Source organism: Flintibacter sp. (assembly GCF_046973065.1).
Window position 1 is genome coordinate 1 of sequence record NZ_JBKVXZ010000067.1, and the last position, 18,835, is coordinate 18,835.

At 59.5% G+C, this 18,835-nt stretch carries 18 protein-coding genes, 1 tRNA gene and 1 pseudogene; 13 read left to right on the forward strand and 7 right to left on the reverse strand.

Translation table 11 applies throughout. The features are described from left to right. The 5 genes from ACLTXB_RS16660 to ACLTXB_RS16680 form a co-directional block, all read left to right on the forward strand. The coding region (locus tag ACLTXB_RS16660) for a methyltransferase domain-containing protein (RefSeq protein WP_428227750.1) at positions 1-767 on the forward strand (767 nt) is incomplete at its 5' end. 128 nt (positions 768-895) lie between these two features. After that, positions 896-1,819, forward strand: coding sequence for an ABC transporter ATP-binding protein (locus ACLTXB_RS16665; RefSeq protein WP_110440425.1), 924 nt, complete (start codon positions 896-898; stop codon positions 1,817-1,819). Beyond that, on the forward strand, positions 1,812-2,621 hold the full coding sequence (locus ACLTXB_RS16670; protein WP_428227751.1) for an ABC transporter permease: 810 nt from the start codon (positions 1,812-1,814) through the stop codon (positions 2,619-2,621). Before ACLTXB_RS16665 ends, ACLTXB_RS16670 begins: the two co-directional genes overlap by 8 nt. A 95-nt stretch (positions 2,622-2,716) precedes the next feature. Continuing rightward, a complete protein-coding gene (locus ACLTXB_RS16675) occupies positions 2,717-3,514 on the forward strand; it encodes a hypothetical protein (RefSeq protein WP_428227752.1) in 798 nt (265 codons plus the stop codon). 29 nt (positions 3,515-3,543) lie between these two features. After that, entirely contained in the window at positions 3,544-4,440 is an 897-nt protein-coding gene (locus tag ACLTXB_RS16680; RefSeq protein WP_428227753.1) for a sensor histidine kinase, read from the forward strand. Here the strand turns inward: ACLTXB_RS16680 and ACLTXB_RS16685 are convergent. From ACLTXB_RS16685 to ACLTXB_RS16695, 3 genes are all read right to left on the reverse strand, one after another. Beyond that, entirely contained in the window at positions 4,437-4,706 is a 270-nt protein-coding gene (locus ACLTXB_RS16685; protein ID WP_110440421.1) for a DUF6514 family protein, read from the reverse strand. The two genes, ACLTXB_RS16680 and ACLTXB_RS16685, sit on opposite strands and share 4 nt — an antisense overlap. Before the next feature lie 278 nt (positions 4,707-4,984). Beyond that, positions 4,985-6,763 (reverse strand): Rqc2 family fibronectin-binding protein, encoded by a 1,779-nt coding sequence (locus ACLTXB_RS16690; protein ID WP_428227754.1) that lies wholly within the window; start codon positions 6,761-6,763, stop codon positions 4,985-4,987. Then, positions 6,754-7,176, reverse strand: coding sequence for a Mini-ribonuclease 3 (locus ACLTXB_RS16695; protein WP_008980939.1), 423 nt, complete (start codon positions 7,174-7,176; stop codon positions 6,754-6,756). The genes ACLTXB_RS16690 and ACLTXB_RS16695 overlap by 10 nt, the downstream gene beginning before the upstream one ends. Before the next feature lie 200 nt (positions 7,177-7,376). Between ACLTXB_RS16695 and ACLTXB_RS16700 the strand changes: the two genes are divergently transcribed. Then, a complete protein-coding gene (locus ACLTXB_RS16700; RefSeq protein WP_428227755.1) occupies positions 7,377-8,432 on the forward strand; it encodes an NADH:flavin oxidoreductase in 1,056 nt (351 codons plus the stop codon). 144 nt (positions 8,433-8,576) lie between these two features. Continuing rightward, positions 8,577-8,668, forward strand: a tRNA-Ser gene (locus ACLTXB_RS16705). A 168-nt stretch (positions 8,669-8,836) separates the two neighbouring features. Here ACLTXB_RS16705 and ACLTXB_RS16710 read toward each other — a convergent pair. From ACLTXB_RS16710 to ACLTXB_RS16725, 4 genes are all read right to left on the reverse strand, one after another. Then, complete coding sequence (locus ACLTXB_RS16710) at positions 8,837-9,457, reverse strand: hypothetical protein (RefSeq protein ID WP_428227756.1); 621 nt, start codon at positions 9,455-9,457, stop codon at positions 8,837-8,839. Further along, positions 9,454-9,948 carry an RNA polymerase sigma factor gene (locus ACLTXB_RS16715; protein ID WP_428227757.1) on the reverse strand — a complete coding sequence of 165 codons (495 nt, stop codon included), beginning with the start codon at positions 9,946-9,948 and terminating at the stop codon, positions 9,454-9,456. Before ACLTXB_RS16715 ends, ACLTXB_RS16710 begins: the two co-directional genes overlap by 4 nt. Before the next feature lie 198 nt (positions 9,949-10,146). Beyond that, complete coding sequence (locus ACLTXB_RS16720) at positions 10,147-10,767, reverse strand: S-layer homology domain-containing protein (protein ID WP_428227758.1); 621 nt, start codon at positions 10,765-10,767, stop codon at positions 10,147-10,149. 252 nt (positions 10,768-11,019) lie between these two features. Then, positions 11,020-11,808 carry a peptidoglycan recognition protein family protein gene (locus ACLTXB_RS16725; RefSeq protein ID WP_428227759.1) on the reverse strand — a complete coding sequence of 263 codons (789 nt, stop codon included), beginning with the start codon at positions 11,806-11,808 and terminating at the stop codon, positions 11,020-11,022. 163 nt (positions 11,809-11,971) lie between these two features. On the opposite strand from ACLTXB_RS16725, the gene ACLTXB_RS16730 reads away from it, so the two are divergent. From ACLTXB_RS16730 to ACLTXB_RS16755, 6 genes and pseudogenes are all read left to right on the forward strand, one after another. Further along, a complete protein-coding gene (locus ACLTXB_RS16730; protein WP_110440415.1) occupies positions 11,972-13,294 on the forward strand; it encodes a Na+/H+ antiporter NhaC family protein in 1,323 nt (440 codons plus the stop codon). 70 nt (positions 13,295-13,364) lie between these two features. After that, on the forward strand, positions 13,365-14,729 hold the full coding sequence (locus tag ACLTXB_RS16735; protein ID WP_428227760.1) for an aldehyde dehydrogenase: 1,365 nt from the start codon (positions 13,365-13,367) through the stop codon (positions 14,727-14,729). 120 nt (positions 14,730-14,849) lie between these two features. Then, positions 14,850-15,854 carry a deoxyguanosinetriphosphate triphosphohydrolase gene (locus ACLTXB_RS16740; protein WP_428227761.1) on the forward strand — a complete coding sequence of 335 codons (1,005 nt, stop codon included), beginning with the start codon at positions 14,850-14,852 and terminating at the stop codon, positions 15,852-15,854. A gap of 152 nt (positions 15,855-16,006) precedes the next feature. Beyond that, positions 16,007-16,108 (forward strand): annotated as a pseudogene (locus tag ACLTXB_RS16745) (hypothetical protein); the annotation flags it as partial. A gap of 98 nt (positions 16,109-16,206) precedes the next feature. Then, entirely contained in the window at positions 16,207-17,967 is a 1,761-nt protein-coding gene (dnaG, locus tag ACLTXB_RS16750; RefSeq protein WP_325207224.1) for a DNA primase, read from the forward strand. 125 nt (positions 17,968-18,092) lie between these two features. Next, positions 18,093-18,835 (forward strand): sigma-70 family RNA polymerase sigma factor (locus ACLTXB_RS16755; RefSeq protein ID WP_428227762.1); only part of this gene is annotated, 743 nt, incomplete at its 3' end.

The following is an 18,835-nucleotide window of genomic DNA, read 5'->3' on the forward strand; positions in this document are numbered from 1 at the left end:
CCTATACCTGCCCCGCCGGCCATAGCTTCGATCTGGCCGCGGCAGGCTATACCCATCTCCTGCCTGCCAACCGCAAGCACTCCAAAAACCCCGGCGACGACAAGGCCATGGTGACCGCCCGCTCCGCCTTTCTGGACAAGGGTTATTATGCCCCTCTGGCCAATGCGCTGTGCGACTTAGCCGCCCGGGATTGCGTCCCCCACCCCGCCCTGCTGGACTGCGGCTGCGGCGAAGGGTACTACACCGCCACTCTGGCCGCTCGTCTTGCTCAGGAGGGCCGCTCCGGTCCCATCGCCGGAGTAGACATCTCCAAATTTGCCCTGCGCCGGGCCGCCAAACGGGTCAAAGAGGGCGAATTTGCCGTGGCTTCGGTGTACCACCTGCCGGTGGCCGACGAGAGCGTGGACCTGCTCTTTAACGTCTTCTCCCCCCTGTGTCCCCAGGAGTTTGCCCGGGTGCTGCGTCCGGGAGGATACTTCTACTACGTGGTTCCCTCCGCCCTCCACCTGTGGGAGATGAAGTCGGTCCTCTATGACAAGCCCTACGAAAACGCCGTCAAACGGGAGGACTACCCCGGCTTTCAGTGGCTGGAGGCGGTACCCCTGCGGTATACCGTCCATCTGGACTGCGCCCAGGACATTATGGCCCTGTTCGGCATGACCCCCTATGCCTGGAAGACCCCCAAGGCCGGGGTGGAGCGGCTGTCCGCATTGGATGAGCTGGACACCCAGATTGGCTTTGACATCCACGTCTACCGCAAACTTTAGACTTTCTTTAATCTTTCTTTCTGGGGATTCAACCTTTGTGGGTTATACTACCCCTGTCAATGGGAGGAAGGAACCTCTCCCCCTCCTTATCAAGCCTTTATCCCAACCCGAAAGAAAGGGGAAAGCATATGTCAGAAGCGATTTTACAAACTCAAGAGCTGACCCGGCGCTACGGCCACACCTTGGCCCTGGACCGGGCCAGCATCACGGTAGAGAAGGGCCAGATCTTTGGCCTGGTAGGCCGAAACGGCGCGGGCAAAACTACCCTCATCCGCCTGATCTCCGGCCAGAGTATTCCCACCTCCGGCCAGATCTCCCTGTTTGGGCAGACCTCCGATTCCGGACTGAACCGCGCCCGCAGCCGCACCGGCGCCATGGTGGAGATTCCCTCCTTCTACCCATACCTCACCGCCCGGCAGAATCTGGAGTACTACCGCATCCAGCGGGGCATCCCGGGCAAAAACTGCGTGGATGAGGCCCTGGAGCTGGTGAACCTCACCGACACAGGGAAAAAGAAGTTTAAGACCTTCTCCCTGGGCATGAAGCAGCGCCTTGGCTTGGCCCTGGCGCTTATGAACCAGCCGGAATTTCTCCTGCTGGATGAGCCCATCAACGGTCTGGATCCGGAGGGTATCGTGGAGTTTCGGGAACTGCTGCTGCGCCTGAACCGGGAGCGGCAGACCACCATTCTTATCTCCAGCCACATTCTCTCCGAGCTGTCCGCTCTGGCCACCCACTTTGGCTTCATCGAAAAGGGCAAGGTGCTGGAGACCATCTCCGGGGCCAACCTGCGGGAAAAGTGCCGGGAGTGCCTGGAGCTCACCGTGGACGATGCGCCCCGGGCTGCCCGGGTTCTGGAGCAGCAGCTGGGCACCCGGGATTACGAGGTGCTCCCCGGCAACCAGCTGAGGGTGTACGCCTTCCTGGACGCCCCCCAGACCGTCAACCGCACCCTTCTGGAGCAGGGCGTGGGTCTCATCTCCACCCAGCAGAAGGACAGCAACCTGGAGGACTACTTCCTCAATCTGATTGGAGGTCGTCACCATGGTTAATTCGATCCAAGCTGAGATCTATAAGCTGACCCGGCGGCCTTATTTCTATGTCTTCAACCTGCTGTGCGCTCTCTTCGCTCTGCTGGTGGTCGGCTGTCTGGCCTACGTCAAGTATACCGCACCATCCAACCAGGACGCGATCAACTTTCCCTTTTCCCTGAACATCCTGCTCATGGGCATGCCCGTCGGCCTGTACCTGGTGGCAGTGGGCGGCGACGCGGTATTCTCTGAGCAGTACAAGTTCAACACGTTGAAAAATGAGGTATCCTATGGTCTGACCCGGGTCCAGGTCTACCTGTCCCGGCTGGTGGTAACCCTGCTGCTCATGATTGTGGTCTTTGTGGTGACCATCGGGGTATATCTGCTGGCCTCTCTGGTGCTGCTGGGCATCCCCTCCAATGAGATATCTATGATGTCCTTGGGCATGACCACCGCCCAGTCGGTGCAGATGATGATGCAGATGCTGGGATACTATATTCTGGCCTCTTTCCCCCTTTGGCTGGGCGCCCTGTCCCTGGCAATCGCCTGTTATTTTCTCATTCGTGGCTCCAACATGGCGGGCATCGCCTTTTTGGCACTCATGGTTGGTGTGCCTGCTGTACTGAACAATCTGGGCAAGTATGTCAATCCCGCATTCCACTCCCTCTATCACCTCACTCTGGACTATATGGGCGGTCAGGTGATTTCTGCCCAAAACATGGACTGGGCTCTGATGAGCCGGTGCTGGCTGGTGGGTCTGGCCTGGGCGGCCCTTTCTACCGCAGTCGGCCTGTTCTTCTTCTCCCGCCGGGAGATCAACTAAGAAAGGAAGGGTTCCGATGAAAAAAATGCTCTTTACCGCCTTCCTCCTTCTTGGGGCTGCCCTGTGCCTGATTGCGTGGAAGAAGGGCCGCTGAGATGGAAAACCTCATCCGTGCCGAGTTTTACCGGATACGCTGCCGTCCCTGGGGCGTGATCGTTATGGCGGCCACCCTTCTCTTTGGTGTCGTGGTCATACTCTTTGCCGAGGCGATCCGCCCCCCGGAATGGGGCAACTGCACCTCGATGTTTGAGTCCCTCAGCTCCCTGCCCATTTTCGGCATGTTCTACGGGGCATGGTGTGCCGAGATCGCCAGTTCTCGGGTAAATAAGCTGGACATACTGAAAAACGAGGCGGTCTTCGGCATCCCCCGCTGGCAGATGTTTCTCTCCCGGCTCATCACAGCCGCACTTATTGGCTGTGTCATGGCCCTGATACTGGTGGTCTCGTCGGTACTTTTCGCTTTTCTCTTCCTCCCCGGGAAAGAGGCTCTGCCCCAGCTGGCGGCCAACCTGCTGGTGGAATTTCTCGTTGCCCTGCCCCTTTGGGTGGCCTGCGCCTCTCTGTACCTGTGCCTGAAGCTATTGTTTGCCTCCGACCTGGTGGCCGTGTTTGTCCTGTTCCTCTATCAGTTCCTTCTCTGGCCCATCCTGGGAGCCTGGTCCCTCCTGGACCCCAAGGCCTGGGTGATGAAGCTGCTGTGTACCTTGCACCTGATGACCCCCTTCTGGGGCAAGGGCGTGGACATCACTGAGACTAATCTGGGTCTCTCGGTGTCTGTGAAGAATGGGTTTATCATGCCCTCTCCTCTCTACTGCTGGGCGCTGGGACTGGGCTGGATCGTGTTTACTACGGTGGTATCGGTATGGGCTCTGCGGCGGCGGGAGCTGCGGTAACTTTACTTTTCATTCGGGAGGTATTTCCCATGGGGATCGCCCTTCTTCTCTCTCTCATAGCCCTTGCGGCGGTACTGCTTTTGCGGTACCGCCGCGGTCGCGCGCTCAGCCAGGCTGCGAGCCAACTAAAAGAAGCCCGGAACCAGCCCGGCAAACGACTGCGTCTGGCCGCGCCCGACCGGCCGGTGGAGGAGCTTTTGGCCCAGATCAACGGCCTGCTGGAGGACCGGGAGACCGAGACCCGCCAATTGCGGGAGCGGGAGGAGAGTCTGCGGCGGCAGATCGCCAATGTTTCCCACGACCTGCGCACCCCTCTCACCTCCATTTTGGGCTATCTCCAGCTGCTGGAAGGCGATCTGAAGCCGGAAGAGCGGTCCCGATACCTCCAGGTAGTGGAGGAGCGCGCCCGGGTACTCCAGGAGCTCATCACCGCCTTTTACGACCTGTCCCGCATTGAGGGCGGCGAGTACCCCCTGGAGATCCAGCCCGTGGACCTGCGCCGCCGCCTGGAGCCTTTGCTGGCCAGCTTTTATGAGGACTTCCAGCAGGCGGGATTTCAGGTGGAGGTGGAGCTGGAGGAAGGTCTGCCTCCGGTGCTGGCTGACCCCGGCGGAGTCACGCGGGTACTCACCAATTTGCTGAGCAACGCCCTCAAGCACGGCAGCACCGCGCTGACTATCCGTCTTTTCCGGGAAGGAGATTTCCTTGTCACCTCCTTCTCCAACGATGCGCCCCACCTCACCCAAGAGGACCTGCCCCGGGTATTTGAGCGCTTTTACACCGGTGACCAGATGCGCACCGGACAAAACACCGGTCTGGGCCTGGCCATCGTCAAGGCTCTGGCCCAGCGCATGGGCCACACCGCTTTTGCCCAGCTGGAAAATGGGGTATTCACCGTGGGAGTGCGCTGGCATATGTACCGTTAAAGCCAGTCCTCCACCACATCCCGCAGCCCCGCAGGGCCTACCCGGTTATCCACCAGCAGAGTCATCAGCTCATCGATGCGGGAGGCGCTGGTGGTAATGCCTGGGATGGTCTCATCCTCCCCCTGTTCCTCCCACACCCGCACCCCGTAGTTCTCACAGCAGAAGGTGTCTGTCTCCACGGTGTCTACTGTCAGGGCATAGTGAAAGGTACGGGGTTCTCCCATTTGGTCCCGGCACGTCCGGGACGCGATCTTCAGTTCCATCATCTTATGTTTCCCCTCTCAATTGCAAAAATGCGACCACATTATATAGGGGCCCCTGTGAGAAGGAAAAGCAAAAACCGTCGAACCGCTCCCCGCCCTTTTTCGGGGAAAAAGGGAAAGACGGTCCCCTTTTGATGGAAGCGGTCGAAGGAGTTTGCACAAGGTAGAATGTTTTCAATATGAAAATAATTTTCAGAAAGTGAAAGCCCGGAAAACGCCACAAATAGACGTTTTCCGGGCTTGTTGCACAAGATATGGTATTTTTATGTTGAACTGGAAATTTATTTCACTCGCAGGCGTTTGGCCAGCTCTCCGTCAGGGGTGACCCAGGCGGTCTCGTAGGTGGTATAAGTCACCATACCGGGACGTGCCCCGTTGGGCTTTTTCACATACTTGACAGGGGTATAGTCCACCGGTACCTTGCTGCTGTCCCGCGCCTGGGAGAACCAGGCCGCCAGACAGGCCGCCTCGTTGAGGCTCTGGAGATCAGGGGTTCCCCCTTCCGTCCAGAGGATCACATGGGAGCCGTGGATCTTCTGAGTGTGGAACCAGATGTCGCTCTTAAAAGCCTGCTTACAGGTGAGCAGGTCGTTCTGGGTGTTGTTCTTGCCCACCGAGATACGCAGGCCCGCTGTGGAGCGAAACTCCATGGGCTTGGAGGACACCCGCTTCTCCCGCCCTTTGGCCTTGCTGGCACGGCGGAGATATCCGGTGTCGGTGAGCTCCTGGCGGATCTCCCCCAAATCCTTCTCTCCCTCGGCCAGAGTGATGTTCTCCAGCACGCTGTTGAGATAGTCCAGCTCTCTGCGGCCCTTCTCCAGCTGCTGGGTCAGCATCTCCTGGGCGGTCTTGGCCTTGTTATACTCTTTATAGTACTTGGTGGCGTTCTGCTGTGGGGTGAGCAGAGGGTCCAGGCGGATGTCCACCTCTGCCCCCTCCGGGTCATAAAAGTCCGCAGTACGCAAACACCCCATTCCCCGGTGCATCTGGTGGAGGTTGGAGGTGAGGATATCCCCCAACTCCCGCAGCCGCTCCCGGTCCTGGGTGGCCTCCAGCTCCTGCTCCTGGTGAGCGATCTTCCGGGCGGTGCGGTCCCGGGCGGTGGTCACGGAGCGGATGAGATCCTGGCCCCGCTGCTTGATGCGCTCCAGGTGCTCCCGCTGCTCGTAGAAGCGGTCCAGCAGCTCCGAGAAAGAGGAAAAGTCCTCCAACGCCAGGCTGCCCTCGTACTGTCCGGGGGCAAAGAAGGTAAAGTCAAATGGCTTTCCCTCTTTTACCATCATCGTAGCTGTCACGTGATGTTCCTTTACGGATTCCAGCAGTTCTTCCAGGCTGTCCAGCAGCTTTTTCTGGCCCGACTTGCCCAGGGTGTTCAGGCGCACATCGGTGCTGCCGCCCGCCCGCCAGGCAAGCTCCCGGCACACCAGCGGAGACAGCCCCCCAAAGGTGTCCAGCAGCCACTTATCCGCCTGGGCCTCCTCCGGAGCCTGAGCCAGCAGCTCCTCCAGTGCCGCCCGGTCCTGGGCAGTGGGGTCCAGCTTATCCTGAGGCTGAGGCAGGCGGTAGAACATGCCGGGCAGCAGCGTGCGCTGGTTGGCACTTCCGGAACCAAGGTTGGAGTCCACTCGTCGGAGACAGTCTAAAATCTGGCCATCCCCGTCCAGCAGCAGCAAATTGGACCGGCGGCCGATGGCCTCCAGCACCAGCTTGCGCTCCACCCGGTCCCCCAGCTCGTTGAGGGCCTCCAAAGTGAAGGTGACCACACGCTCCAGGTGGGTCTGTTCCACTGACAGCACCCGGCCTCCCGCCAGGTGCTTGCGCAGAAGCATGCAAAACATGGGGGGCGTGTCCGGGTTCTCCCGGGACAGCCGGGTGAGCTGAGGCCTGGGATGGGTGGGGTTGGCAGAGAGAAGCAGACGCACGTTGCCCTGGGTGGGGCTGCGCAGAGCCAACACCACTTCGTCCCGGCCGGGCTGGTAAATTTTATCGATCTTGGCGCCGGCGGCGGCCTGGCTCAGCTCGTGGACCAGGCCGGACAGGCACAGGGCGTCTAACGGCATTCTTTCTCCTCCTCTTCCTCTTTCATGACGATCTCAAACAGCTCATTGAGCCGCTGGGTGCGGCCCTGGAGATACAGCCAGCCAAACAGGGCCTCCAAGCCGGTGGCCGCCTGGTACTGGGCACGGGAGGCCGCCTTGGGCACCGAGTGGGGGGCGGTATTCCGGCCCCGGCGGTACACATCGGCCTCCTCCTCGCTGAGCTGGGGCAGCAGCCGCTCCATGGCGGCGGCCTGAGCCGGAGCGGAGACATAGGTCACCGTGGCCCGGTGCAGGTCCTTGGGCTTGGCCTTGCCGTGCAGGGCGATCCAGGACCGCACCATTACCTCAAACACTCCGTCTCCCAGATGGGCCAGCCCCAGGCTGCTCATAGACAGCAGCTGTTCCCGGTCCACATTCAAATGAAAATAGTCCATCCAAATCGCCTCGCTCGTCTGACACTTAAAATCATTTGATGATATCACATTTTTCCAAGGGATTCAAGGTTCAAGTCCCCATTCCGCTCTTGACATACCTCCCACAAAATGGGAAAATAAAGAAAGCGCGTCTTAGCATGGAGCCCTTTCCATTCGGCGGCTCTGTGTTTCATAGAAAGAGGTACAGAGGAGCGAGCAGCATGTCAGACAGTCCCCTGTGGCGGCCGGGCCGCATCGGCCCCATGGAACTGAAAAACCGGGTGATCCGCTCAGCCACCAACGAGCACCTGTCCCAGCCCGACGGCCAACTGACCACCGCCTGGATGGATACTTTGGTGGAGTTGGCAGAGAACGAAGTGGGCCTGGTCATTACCGGCCATATGAGCGTGGACCGGCAGCAGCGCTCCGACCAGGGCCAGACAGTATTGGATGAACAGACCGATCTGGGGCTGCTCTACGAGACTGCCAGACGGGTCCATCAAGCGGGAGGGCGGATCGTGGCCCAGCTCAACCACGGCGGAAAAAAAGCGCCGGAAAACGTGAACGGCCATCCTCCCAAGCTGCCCGCCGACTTCTCTCTGGAAAAGCTGGACCAGATTGTAGGAAAGTACCGCTATGCCGCCATGCTGTGCCGCCGTGCGGGCTTTGACGGGGTACAGATCCATAACGCCTACGGCTACCTGCTGGCCAGCTTTCTCAATCACGTGGACAACCGGCGCACCGACGGCTACGGCGGCAGTGTGGAAAACCGCTTTCGGCTCACCGGGCGGATCATCCGCGAGGTGCGGCGGACCTGCGGGCCCGACTTCGCCATCCTTACCAAGGTGGGCGGGAACGGTTACGGCAGCCTGCACCGGCTGCTGGAGCTCTATCAGATCAGCGGCGCGGACGGAGTAGAAATCTGCACCTCCGACTTTGACCCCCGCATCTGGGCCAGCCGCTCCTTCTGTCTGGAAGAGCTGCTGCGCGCCTGGGATGGGATAGACCTGCCTATCAGTCTGGTGGGCGGCATTTTTTCCAAAAAGAGCGCCGAGCATATCCTGGATTCCGGCGTCCCCTTTGTCTCCTTCAGCCGGGCGCTGCTGTGTCAGCCTGATTTTGCCGCCCGGCTCAAACGGGGCGAGGCAGATGAGAGCCCATGTACCGCCTGCGGCCTGTGCTACCAGAGCTTTCGGCGGCAGTTTGTACGCTGCATCCAGCACACCGCACCCATCCCCCAGTTAAAAAAGGTGTTTGGAAGTTCTGAAAATGCATAAGTTTACCCCTGATCGGAAACAAAATTGGCCTCTTTCCCATCAGGGGAAACTTTTTTAAAAAATTTCAAAAAAACTATTGACGAATGCGAATTTTCTGGTATAATACGTTTTGTTGTCACGCAAGAGACCACGTGAGAGCGCCATGGAGAGATGGCTGAGCTGGTCGAAGGCGCACGATTGGAAATCGTGTAACGGCTAATACCCGTTCGAGGGTTCGAATCCCTCTCTCTCCGCCATAAGAAACCCGACTTGTGAAAGCAAGTCGGGTTTTCTTTTTTCGTTTTGGCTGCCTCTTCCCTTTTGCATTTGAATGCCCGGGTACGGCAAAGCCGCCCCGGGCAATTTTTTGTCCTAGGCCAAGGACATCCAACCGGATGTCCTTTTCTGTTTTCCAGGCTGCTCCGTCAGCCCATCCCTTCCAGGATACTCTCCCAGGTCTCCTCTGAACACGCCTGGGAGGCACGAATGGAATAGGAGTAGGTCCCGTCCTGCCAGACCGCCAGGGAGTACAAGCTCCCCTCCCCGCTCAGAGTTACGCAGTATCCATTCCTTGTCAGCACCAAGGTATCCGAATAGGACGAATAGCCCCCCGAGGGATCGGCATCTCCCGCCAGCTTGCGCAGTGTCACGCTTTGTGTCTCTCCCAGATAGGTCACTTCGGCCATGCCTCCAGGATAGGCCCGGTACTGTATCTCCGTTACCGCAAAGGGCAAGGTTTTCAACTCTTCCATCTCAAAGCCCACCAACTGAGAGAGCTCCTGGAGCGACGCGGCCTGTGTGACGCTCCAGATCCCGTTTTGCACCCCGGACGGGTCTTTTTCCGGCGGCTTGGTCGGAAGCTTTGGAAGGGCCACGGCCCCTGCCACCAGCAAGGCCAGGCAGGCGGCAATGGCAAGACGGCCCATAGGGACCGCCCTTTTGCTGCGTCCCTGGATATCGGCATCCCGGATGGCTTTCAGGATCCGCGTCTGCATCTCCGGGGTAACTTCAATACGATCCATCACGTCCTTATACGCCTCCCTCAAATGTCATACCCCTCCTTCAAAATCGATCTCAGCTTCTCCCGGCCTCGCATCAGGTGAGAGCGTACCGTGGACTCCTTCTGCTCCAGAATGGCAGCGATCTGTGCAGTGGAAAGGCCTTCATAATAAAACAGATGGATCACCTCCCGGTACTTGACCGGAAGATCCTTCACCGCCTCCCAGACAAAGAACAGATCCTCCCGCTGCTGCGCCGCCAGCGACTCCTTCAGCTCGTCTGTGCTCCGCACCCGGTTATAGGCAATCCGGTTTTTGCTCAAGTTTCCCGCCACCCGAAACAGCCACGCCTTTTCATGGGCCTCATTTTCCAGCACCGGCGCAGTCTTCAGATACTGGATCAGGGTTTCCTGCAAGATCTCTTCTGCATCGTCCATATTATGCAGATACGAATAGGCCAGGCGCAAAATGCTGCTGCCATACTGCGTCAAAAGCGTTTCTGCCCTCTGATTGATCTGCTCCCGGTCGGTTACAGACACCCTTCGCGCATTGGCCTGCACCGCTCGGAGGCTTTGCAGCCAACGGAGCGCCCGGGAAAGAAGTTCCGGCCATGGCCGCGGAACAGTCAGGCCAAACGGAGTCATATGGTATTGGGTATGGATCAGCACATCGGTTCCTCCCCCTTACACAGCGGGGCCGCACAGGTTTACTCCGTGCGGCCCCGGGAATTCGTTCTTTTATTGCACATCTGCCTGCTCCAGCACGGTAAAGTACTGGGTCAGCATGGTATCGGCCTCCTGCTGGGTAACTGTACCCTGCGGAACAAAGGCTTGCTCCTCTTTCTCTCCCATGACATCCTTCATAGTCACCCAGCAAATAGCCTCATAGGCATATTCGCTGATCTGGCTGGCGTCGGAATAGTTCAAAGGAAATGCCCAGGCCCCGGTAAAGCCCTGGTCGTTGTTCTGGGCATAGCGATAGAGAATGAGTGCCATCTGCTCCCGGGTGACCGGGTCCTCGGGACCAAACTTTTCTTCTCCGTAGCCGCCTGCGATTTTTTCGCTGGACGCCCAGCGAATGGCCTCCGCATACTCGGCCCCCTGCTCCACATCAGTGTACTGCATGGCAAAGTTGACCACGGGGCTGCCGGCCTTCTGGTGCAGCGCAGAGACGAGCTCCGCCCGGGTAAACAGATCTTCACCCGCAGTCACGGTCGGCTTCTCCGCCACAACCGATGCGTACGGAGCCGCAATCAAGGCCTCCTGTCCACAAATCCCTTCGGCTGCGAACGCAGGAACGGCCATGGAACCGGCCAGCGCCAGAGAGCAAAGTACCGTGAATGTTTTCTTATTCCACATAATACTGTCCTTCTTTCTCCACCCTGATGTTGGTCTTTTTTCTGTGACACTTTATATACAGCTGGCTCCCAGCATTTGTTGCAAAACAGAGAAAATTTTTTGGCATGGTTCCAAATTCATCTTATTGTAAGTATATCGCACTTCTTCCGCGCTGGAAAGGCATTTTGCTGCCAAATCTTTTTCCCTTATACAAAAAAGGAAGGAGCGGACAGTCAAACTGTCCGCTCCTTGCATTTAGCCAACAAGAAACGCTTATTTCTGCTGGCTCAGCCGCCAGAGCATCTGCACGATCTCTTCCCGGGTGGCAAAGGAACCGTACCGCTCCCCCTTGCCCTCTCCCCCGGCGACGATACCCGCTTTTTCCGCCCAGGTGCGGGCCTGCTGAGACCAACTGGCAGGCGCGGCATTTCCGGCCTGCTTCAAATACTCCGCCATCATGGCGTTAAACTGCTGCTGTGTCACGTTCTCTGCTTCCTCCTCCATCGCCGCTTTTACCGCGGCCCGGAAATCATCCATCGTCACCCCGTGCTTAGGCCACCAGTGGAGCACGTCGGCGTGGTTGCTGGCAATGCCAAGCTTGCTGCCCTCGGCGTGACAGATCACCACCCCTGGCTTCATGGGGTCCAGTCCAAACTGGCGGCACAAATCGGCGCACAGGGCCACGGCGTTTTGATAAATGGCCCGAAAGTAGGCCTCATTCTTCTCCACGTCGTAGCCGATCATGGTGCCGCCCTGGTAGGTGTGGCCCGCCGGCTCGCAGCACTCAAAGGAGATGTGGGTGTTGTTTGCGCTGCCCTTCTCCCCTTTCCCCGCGTGCCAGCCCCGCATGGTCCAGGGCAGGGTCTGGATCACCTTGTCCCGGCTCACCACGGCGTGGACGCAGGCGTCCTTGCCCGGCTGATTCCAGCTTTTGATAAACACCTGGGGATCAGGCTGGGCCACTCCGGTGGAGTGGACCATGATCCCCGTGGGGCGGATGGTTTTTCCCGCGCGGTAGCAGTCGCTGTTGGTAACCAGCTGTGTCTCCTTGCGATCGTCCATACAAATTCCTCCTCTCCGCCATTTTCATTCTATGTATCGCCCGGATAATCCGTTTCTGTTAGATTCTAAAAACCTTTTAAGTTGACAGAAGGGTGTTTTTTTCATAGAATAAGGGAACGGCTGTGTGTGCCGTATCACATATGAGAGAGAGGGAGGTTCTTCTATGGACCAACATCAGTCTGCCCCGCGGAGCAATCCCGTGGCGCTGGCGCCCATTCTGGTGTTCCTGGCATTGTACCTGGGCTCCGGCATTACCTTTGAGTACATTTTAAAAATCGAAAACGGCTTTTATCAGACCCCTGCCATCGTAATTTTCCTCATCGCCCTGGCGGTGGCCTGCTTCCAGAACCGGAAGCTGGACTTCAACGCCAAGCTGAAAGTTATGGCCACCGGCGTGGCTGATGAGAACATCTTGACCATGTGCTTGGTGTTCCTGGCCGCAGGCGCCTTCTCCGGCGCCATCTCCGCCGCCGGCGGCGCGGACAGCACCGTATACCTGTTCCTCACCTTCCTGCCCAGCCAGTTTGCTGTGGCCGGTCTGTTCCTGATTGCCTGCTTTGTGTCCATCTCCATGGGTACCTCGGTGGGCACCATCTCCGCCCTGGCTCCCTTCGCCGTGTCCATGAGCCAGGCCACCGGCTTTGATGTGGTGATCTGCATCGCCGCTGTGGCCTGCGGCGCCATGTTCGGCGACAACCTGTCCATGATCTCTGACACCACCATCGCCGCTGTGCGTACCCAGGGCTGTGAGATGAAGGACAAGTTCCGCATGAACTTCCTGATCGTTCTCCCCGCCGCCATCATCACTCTCATTTTGTTTGTGGTGATCACCTGGGGCGGCAGCGGCCAGGTGGAGCTGCAGCCTTACAGTCTGTGGAAGGTGCTGCCCTATCTGGTGGTGCTGGTGGGCGCTGTGGTAGGCGTGAACGTGTTTCTCATTCTGATGATCGGCACCGTGCTGAGCCTCATCGTGGGCGTGGCCACCGGAGCCTTTGCCTGGACCCAGGTGTTCTCCGTCATGGGCACCGGCGTCACCGCCATGTATGACATCACTGTCATCTCCATCATTGTGGCCTGCATCGGCGCTCTGGTAAAGGAGTACGGCGGTATCCAGTGGCTCATCGACTTCATTGGCCGCCGGGTCAAGACCGCCAAGGGCGCTCAGATCGGCATCGCCGGTCTGGTGGCCGCTGTGGACGTAGCCACCGCCAATAATACCGTGGCCATCGTCATGACTGGCTCCATCGCCAAGGACATCAGCGAGGAGTACAACATCGACCCCCGGCGCACTGCCTCCCTGCTGGACATCTTCGCCTCGGTGATGCAGGGCATCCTCCCCTACGGCGCTCAGCTGCTCTACGCCGCCGCAGGAGCCGGTGTGTCCGCCATGCAGATCGTGCCCTATATGTTCTACTGCTATCTGATGGCCGTCTCTGCCATTCTCTTTATCGTGTTTTTTGCTAAAAAGTCCGTAATCAGCAAATAATATTGTCCCATCCAACCCCAGGGGCCGATGACACCATCGGCCCCTGGAGAGTTTTTCAGGAGGTCGCCCTATGGAATTTACCCCCCTTATGGACCGCCAGCGGCAGTTTTTCCGCTCCGGTGTTACTCTGGACCTTTCCCGCCGTAAGCAGGCCCTCCGGGACCTGCTCCGAGAGATCGAGGCGCGGGAGGACGAACTGCTCGCCGCTCTCCAGACCGACCTGGGCAAGGCCCCCTTCGAGGGCTACATGACCGAAATCGGACTGGTGCGGGAGGAGATCCGCTACCACCTGAAGCACCTGGACCACTGGGCCCGGGACAAACGGGTACCCACTCCCCTGTCTCAGTTCCCCGCCCGCTCCATCCGCCATCCGGAGCCCTATGGAGTGGTACTCATCATGGCTCCCTGGAACTACCCCATCCAGCTCTCCCTGGAGCCCCTCATCGGAGCCATCTCGGCGGGCAACTGCGCGGTCTTGAAACCCTCTGCCTACGCCCCGGCCTGCTCCCACGCCCTGAAGGAACTCATCTCCGCCTGTCTGCCCGACAACTGGGTCACGGTGGTGGAGGGCGGTCGGGCGGAAAACCAGGCCCTGCTGGAACAGCCCTTTGACTATATCTTTTTTACCGGCAGCGTGGCGGTGGGCCGCCATGTCATGGAGATGGCCGCCCGGAACCTGACTCCGGTGACCCTGGAGCTGGGAGGCAAAAGCCCGGTGATCGTCACCGCCGACGCCGACCTGCCTCTGGCCGCCCGGCGCATCATCTTCGGCAAGCTCCTCAACGCCGGGCAGACCTGTGTGGCACCCGACTATCTGCTGGTGGACCGGAAGGTGCAGGAAAAGCTGACGGAGCTTTTGCAGCAGGAGATCACCCATTTTCTGGGGCAGACACCCCTGGATGCCCCCAACTACCCCAAGATCATCAACGAGAAGCACCTCCACCGTCTGGAGGGCTTGCTCACCGGCGGACGTGTGGTGTGCGGCGGCACAGTGAAAGATGGCCGCATCGCCCCCACCCTTATGGACAACCTGGAGAGCGACGCACCCGTGATGCAGGAAGAGATCTTTGGCCCCATTCTGCCCATTCTCCCCTTCGACACTCTGGAGGAGGCCATGGACTTTGTCTCCCGCCGACCCAAGCCTCTGGCCCTGTACCTGTTCAGCCGGGACAAGGGGGTGCAGAAGAAGGTGCTCACCCGGCTGTCCTTCGGCGGCGGCTGCCTCAACGACACCATCGTCCACCTCACCTCCCCCCACCTGCCCTTCGGCGGTGTGGGAGCCAGCGGCATGGGTGCCTACCACGGCAAAGCCAGCTTTGATACCTTCACCCACGTGAAAAGCATCCTGATTCGAGGGAGCCGCCCCGACCTTGATCTGCGCTATCACCCCTATTCCGACAAAAAGGAGCGGCTGCTGCGCCGCTTCCTCCGGTAATTTTAACAAAAAGCAAAATGGGGCAAAATTTTTTCCTTGGAAAGAAGGAATTTTGTCCCCTTTTGCGTATATTAGGAGATGTAAGTGATTTCGCTTGCCTGGGAAAGGAGGTCAATGCCTATGACGCCTCGGGAACAGCGCCTGGCGCAGGAACACACCCTGCTCTCCCCCCACGCCTGCCGTGCCGATCAGAGCCGGGGTCGGGAGCGTCCGGAAGAGGAGTGCCCTATCCGCACCTGCTTTCAGCGGGACATCGACCGCATTGTGTACAGCAAAGCGTTTCGCCGCCTCAAGCACAAGACCCAGGTCTTTCTCCAGCCGGAGGGGGATCACTACCGCACCCGGATGACCCACACTCTGGAGGTCAACCGCATTGCCCGCACCATTGCCCGGGCACTGGGCCTTAACGAGGACCTGACCGAGGCTATTGCGCTGGGTCACGATCTGGGCCACACCCCCTTTGGTCACGCGGGAGAGCGGCTGCTCAACTCCCTCATGCCCGGCGGTTTTGCCCACTACCAGCAGTCCCTGCGGGTGGTGGACCGGCTGGAAAAGGGAGGCGAGGGGCTCAACCTCACCTGGGAGGTGCGCAACGGCATCGTCTGCCACACCAAGGGCCAGCAGGCCGCCACCCTGGAGGGACAGGCGGTGCGTCTGGCCGATCAGATCGCCTACATCAACCACGACATTGAGGACGCCCTGCGGGGCAAGATCATCTACCCCATGGACATCCCCCTGTCAGTGTCCAATCTGCTGGGCTTTACCCACAGCAAGCGTATCTCCACCCTGGTGGAGGATGTGATCACCGCCAGCCAGGGGCAGGACGCCATCTGCCAGTCCCCCGCTATCGGCGAGGCCATGGCCACCCTGCGGGAGTTCATGTTTAAAAGTGTCTACACCAACCCGGTGGCCAAGGGCGAGGAGAGCAAGGCCCAGGATATGCTGCGGCGGCTGTTTGAGTACTACCGCAGTAACCCCGATGAACTGCCTGACGACTTCCAGGACATCCGGGTAAAGGAGGGCGTAGACCGGGCGGTGTGCGACTACATCGCCGGTATGACCGACCCCTTCGCCATTGAGCAGTTCAGCAAACTGTTTATCCCTATGTCCTGGACAGTCAAATAGCCCGACTGCGGGGTCCCCGCACAGCGGGGCGCGCGTGAGCGCGTACAAGCGTTTTCGCCAAGGGCGAAAACCTTGGCGACGGTGGAATTCACTTCCACCGGAGCTTTCAAATCTAAAAGGGTTCCCGCGGGGCTTGCCCCGTGGGAAAGGGCGTGGACCGGGCGGTGTGTGACTACATCGCCGGTATGACCGACCCCTTCGCCATTGAGCGCTTCTCGGAGCTGTTCATCCCCATGTCCTGGACAGTCAAATAGCCCATTTTCTGCACAGGAAAACCCCTTTACAGAAATTCTGGGATAAAGTTTCTCTTTTTCGGCAAAGAATACACTACATAGAAAGGAGGGGGATTTCCTTGGCCTGGCCGCCTCAATTTCTGGACGAGCTCATCGACCGCACCGATCTGGTGGATCTGGTGGGCGAGTCGGTGCGTTTGACCAAAAAAGGCAACAGCTACTGGGGCTGCTGCCCCTTTCACAGCGAGAAGACCCCCTCTTTCCACGTGGTGCCCGACCGGAAGATTTACAAATGCTTCGGCTGCGGCAAGGGAGGCGGCGCCATCAACTTTGTGATGGAGCTGGACAACCTCTCCTTCCGGGAGGCTGTGGAGGTACTGGCCAAGCGCTGCGGCATGCAGGTGCCCGACTCGGGTGCTTCTCCCGGCGCCAAGGAGCGGCGGGAAAAGCTGCTTACCATCAACAAGCAGGCCGCCCGTGCCTTCCACCGCTGGCTGTACGCCCCGGAAGGCGCTCAGGGTCTGGCGTATCTCCAAAAGCGCGGGCTATCCAAAGGGACCCTGACCCGGTTTGGCCTGGGCTTCGCCCCCAACCGCTGGGACGCCCTCATTCAGGAGCTGAGCAAAGAGGGATACGACAAGCGGGACCTGCTGGACGCCGGTCTGGCGGTGAGCAACAAGGACGGCCGGATCTACGACCGCTTCCGCAACCGGGTGATGTTCCCCATCATCGACACCGGCGGCAACGTCATTGGCTTCGGCGGCCGGGTGATGGACGACTCCACGCCCAAATACCTCAACTCCCCAGACACTCCGGTGTACAACAAAAGCCGCAACGTGTTTGCCCTGAACATCGCCAAAAAATCCAAGGCGGGACAGGTCATTCTCACCGAGGGGTATATGGACACCATCTCCCTGCATCAGGCGGGGTTTGACAGCGCGGTGGCCTCTCTGGGCACCGCCCTTACCCCCGACCACGCCCAGCTTCTCTCCCGCTACTTTCCCCAGGCCATCCTGGCTTATGACGGAGACGGAGCAGGCGTCGCCGCCGCCCAGCGCGCCATCCCCCTGCTGGAAAAGGCGGGGCTGAAGGTGCGGGTGCTGCGGATGCGGGGCGCCAAGGATCCGGACGAGTTCATCAAGGCCTACGGCCGGGACGCCTTTCAGCGTCTGCTGGACCAGAGTGAGAATCAGGTAGACTACCGCCTGGATCAGATCAAAAAGAAATACAACCTGGAGGACGACGCCCAGAAAGTAGCCTTTCTCCAGGAGGCCGCCCAGATGCTCTCTACCCTGCCCAGCGCGGTGGAGCGGGAGATCTACGGCGGCCACGCTGCCCAAACTGCGGGCGTCTCCCCAGAGACCATGGCGCTGGAGGTCAAGAAGGCCTTCCAGCAGCGGCTCCGGAAGGAGAAAAAGAAACAGGAGCGGCGGGATCTGGCTCCTGCCGTCAACCAGCAGCCACAGACCCGGGAGCTGCGCTACGAAAATATTCGCTCCGCTCTGGCAGAGGAGGGGGTCATCCGGCTTCTGTTGCTGGATCCCGGCCTGGCCGGGGAAATGGGCGGACTGACAGGAAAGGAATTTTCCTCTCCCCTGCTTGGCCGGGTGTTTGACCTGCTGATGGACCGCGCTGGGCAGCACCTGAACCTGAGCCTGCCCGCGCTGGCCGGGGACCTCACCGCCCCCGAGATGGACCACATGGCCCGGGTCGCCCAAAAGCCGGAATCGGTGGCCAACAGCCGCCGCTCCCTGTCGGACTACATAGCCGTCATCCGGGGCGAGGGCCTGAAACGCAGCGGCCAAAGCGAGGAAGCACTGCTGCTGGCCGCACAGAAAAAGAATTTGGAAAAGAAAGCATATATGGAGGAGAAACCATGAGTACCAAGAAGAAAGAAGCTACCGTCAACCAGGACCGCCCCATCATGATCCTGGAGAAGAGGGGGAGCAAAAAAGCCACCAGCGCTGAGATCCAGGCCAAGATGGAGGCCGGTAAAGTAGAAGTGATGAAGGTGGTAGAGGGCGTTCCCGGCGCGGAGAAGCTGGCGGAGCTGATCGAACGGGGCAAGAAGAAGGGCAACCTCTCCTCCACCGAGCTGATGGACGTGCTGGAGGACATGGATCTGGAGTCCGAACAGATGGACAAGATCTACGACGTCCTGGAGAACCTGGGTATCGATACCGTGGGCGAGGATTACATCCCCGAGCTGCCCGATGACGCCGAGCCCCCTCTGGAGGCTATGGAGGAGATCAGCGAGGAGGAGATGGTTGATCCCAACTCCATGGTGGACTCCTTCGGCACCGATGACCCGGTGCGTATGTACCTCAAGGAGATCGGTAAGGTAAACCTGCTCTCCTCTGACGAGGAGATCGAGCTGGCTCAGGCCATGGGCGCAGGCGCCGAGGCCAAGGAGCAGCTGGCCGAGCTGGAGGAGTCCGGCGAGGAGATTCCCGCCGAAGTCCTTGCCGAGCTGAACAAGGCCATCAAGCGGGGCGAGCGCGCCAAGCAGCGTCTGGCCGAGGCCAACCTGCGTCTGGTCGTGTCCATTGCCAAGCGTTACGTGGGCCGCGGCATGCAGTTCCTGGACCTCATCCAGGAGGGCAACCTGGGCCTCATCAAGGCGGTCGAGAAGTTTGACTACACCAAGGGCTACAAGTTCTCCACCTACGCAACCTGGTGGATCCGTCAGGCCATCACCCGTGCCATTGCCGACCAGGCCCGCACCATCCGTATCCCGGTGCACATGGT

What these genes read in the sequence shown, in the direction of transcription:
- ACLTXB_RS16685 (WP_110440421.1), bottom strand. Translation starts at nt 4,706, where the DNA reads ATGATGGAACTGAAGATCGCGTCCCGGACGTGCCGGGACCAAATGGGA.
- ACLTXB_RS16730 (WP_110440415.1), top strand. Translation starts at nt 11,972, where the DNA reads ATGGACCAACATCAGTCTGCCCCGCGGAGCAATCCCGTGGCGCTGGCG.
- ACLTXB_RS16665 (WP_110440425.1), top strand. Translation starts at nt 896, where the DNA reads ATGTCAGAAGCGATTTTACAAACTCAAGAGCTGACCCGGCGCTACGGC.
- ACLTXB_RS16720 (WP_428227758.1), bottom strand. Translation starts at nt 10,767, where the DNA reads ATGTGGAATAAGAAAACATTCACGGTACTTTGCTCTCTGGCGCTGGCC.
- ACLTXB_RS16680 (WP_428227753.1), top strand. Translation starts at nt 3,544, where the DNA reads ATGGGGATCGCCCTTCTTCTCTCTCTCATAGCCCTTGCGGCGGTACTG.
- ACLTXB_RS16675 (WP_428227752.1), top strand. Translation starts at nt 2,717, where the DNA reads ATGGAAAACCTCATCCGTGCCGAGTTTTACCGGATACGCTGCCGTCCC.
- ACLTXB_RS16740 (WP_428227761.1), top strand. Translation starts at nt 14,850, where the DNA reads ATGACGCCTCGGGAACAGCGCCTGGCGCAGGAACACACCCTGCTCTCC.
- ACLTXB_RS16690 (WP_428227754.1), bottom strand. Translation starts at nt 6,763, where the DNA reads ATGCCGTTAGACGCCCTGTGCCTGTCCGGCCTGGTCCACGAGCTGAGC.
- ACLTXB_RS16670 (WP_428227751.1), top strand. Translation starts at nt 1,812, where the DNA reads ATGGTTAATTCGATCCAAGCTGAGATCTATAAGCTGACCCGGCGGCCT.
- ACLTXB_RS16695 (WP_008980939.1), bottom strand. Translation starts at nt 7,176, where the DNA reads ATGGACTATTTTCATTTGAATGTGGACCGGGAACAGCTGCTGTCTATG.
- ACLTXB_RS16700 (WP_428227755.1), top strand. Translation starts at nt 7,377, where the DNA reads ATGTCAGACAGTCCCCTGTGGCGGCCGGGCCGCATCGGCCCCATGGAA.
- ACLTXB_RS16725 (WP_428227759.1), bottom strand. Translation starts at nt 11,808, where the DNA reads ATGGACGATCGCAAGGAGACACAGCTGGTTACCAACAGCGACTGCTAC.
- ACLTXB_RS16735 (WP_428227760.1), top strand. Translation starts at nt 13,365, where the DNA reads ATGGAATTTACCCCCCTTATGGACCGCCAGCGGCAGTTTTTCCGCTCC.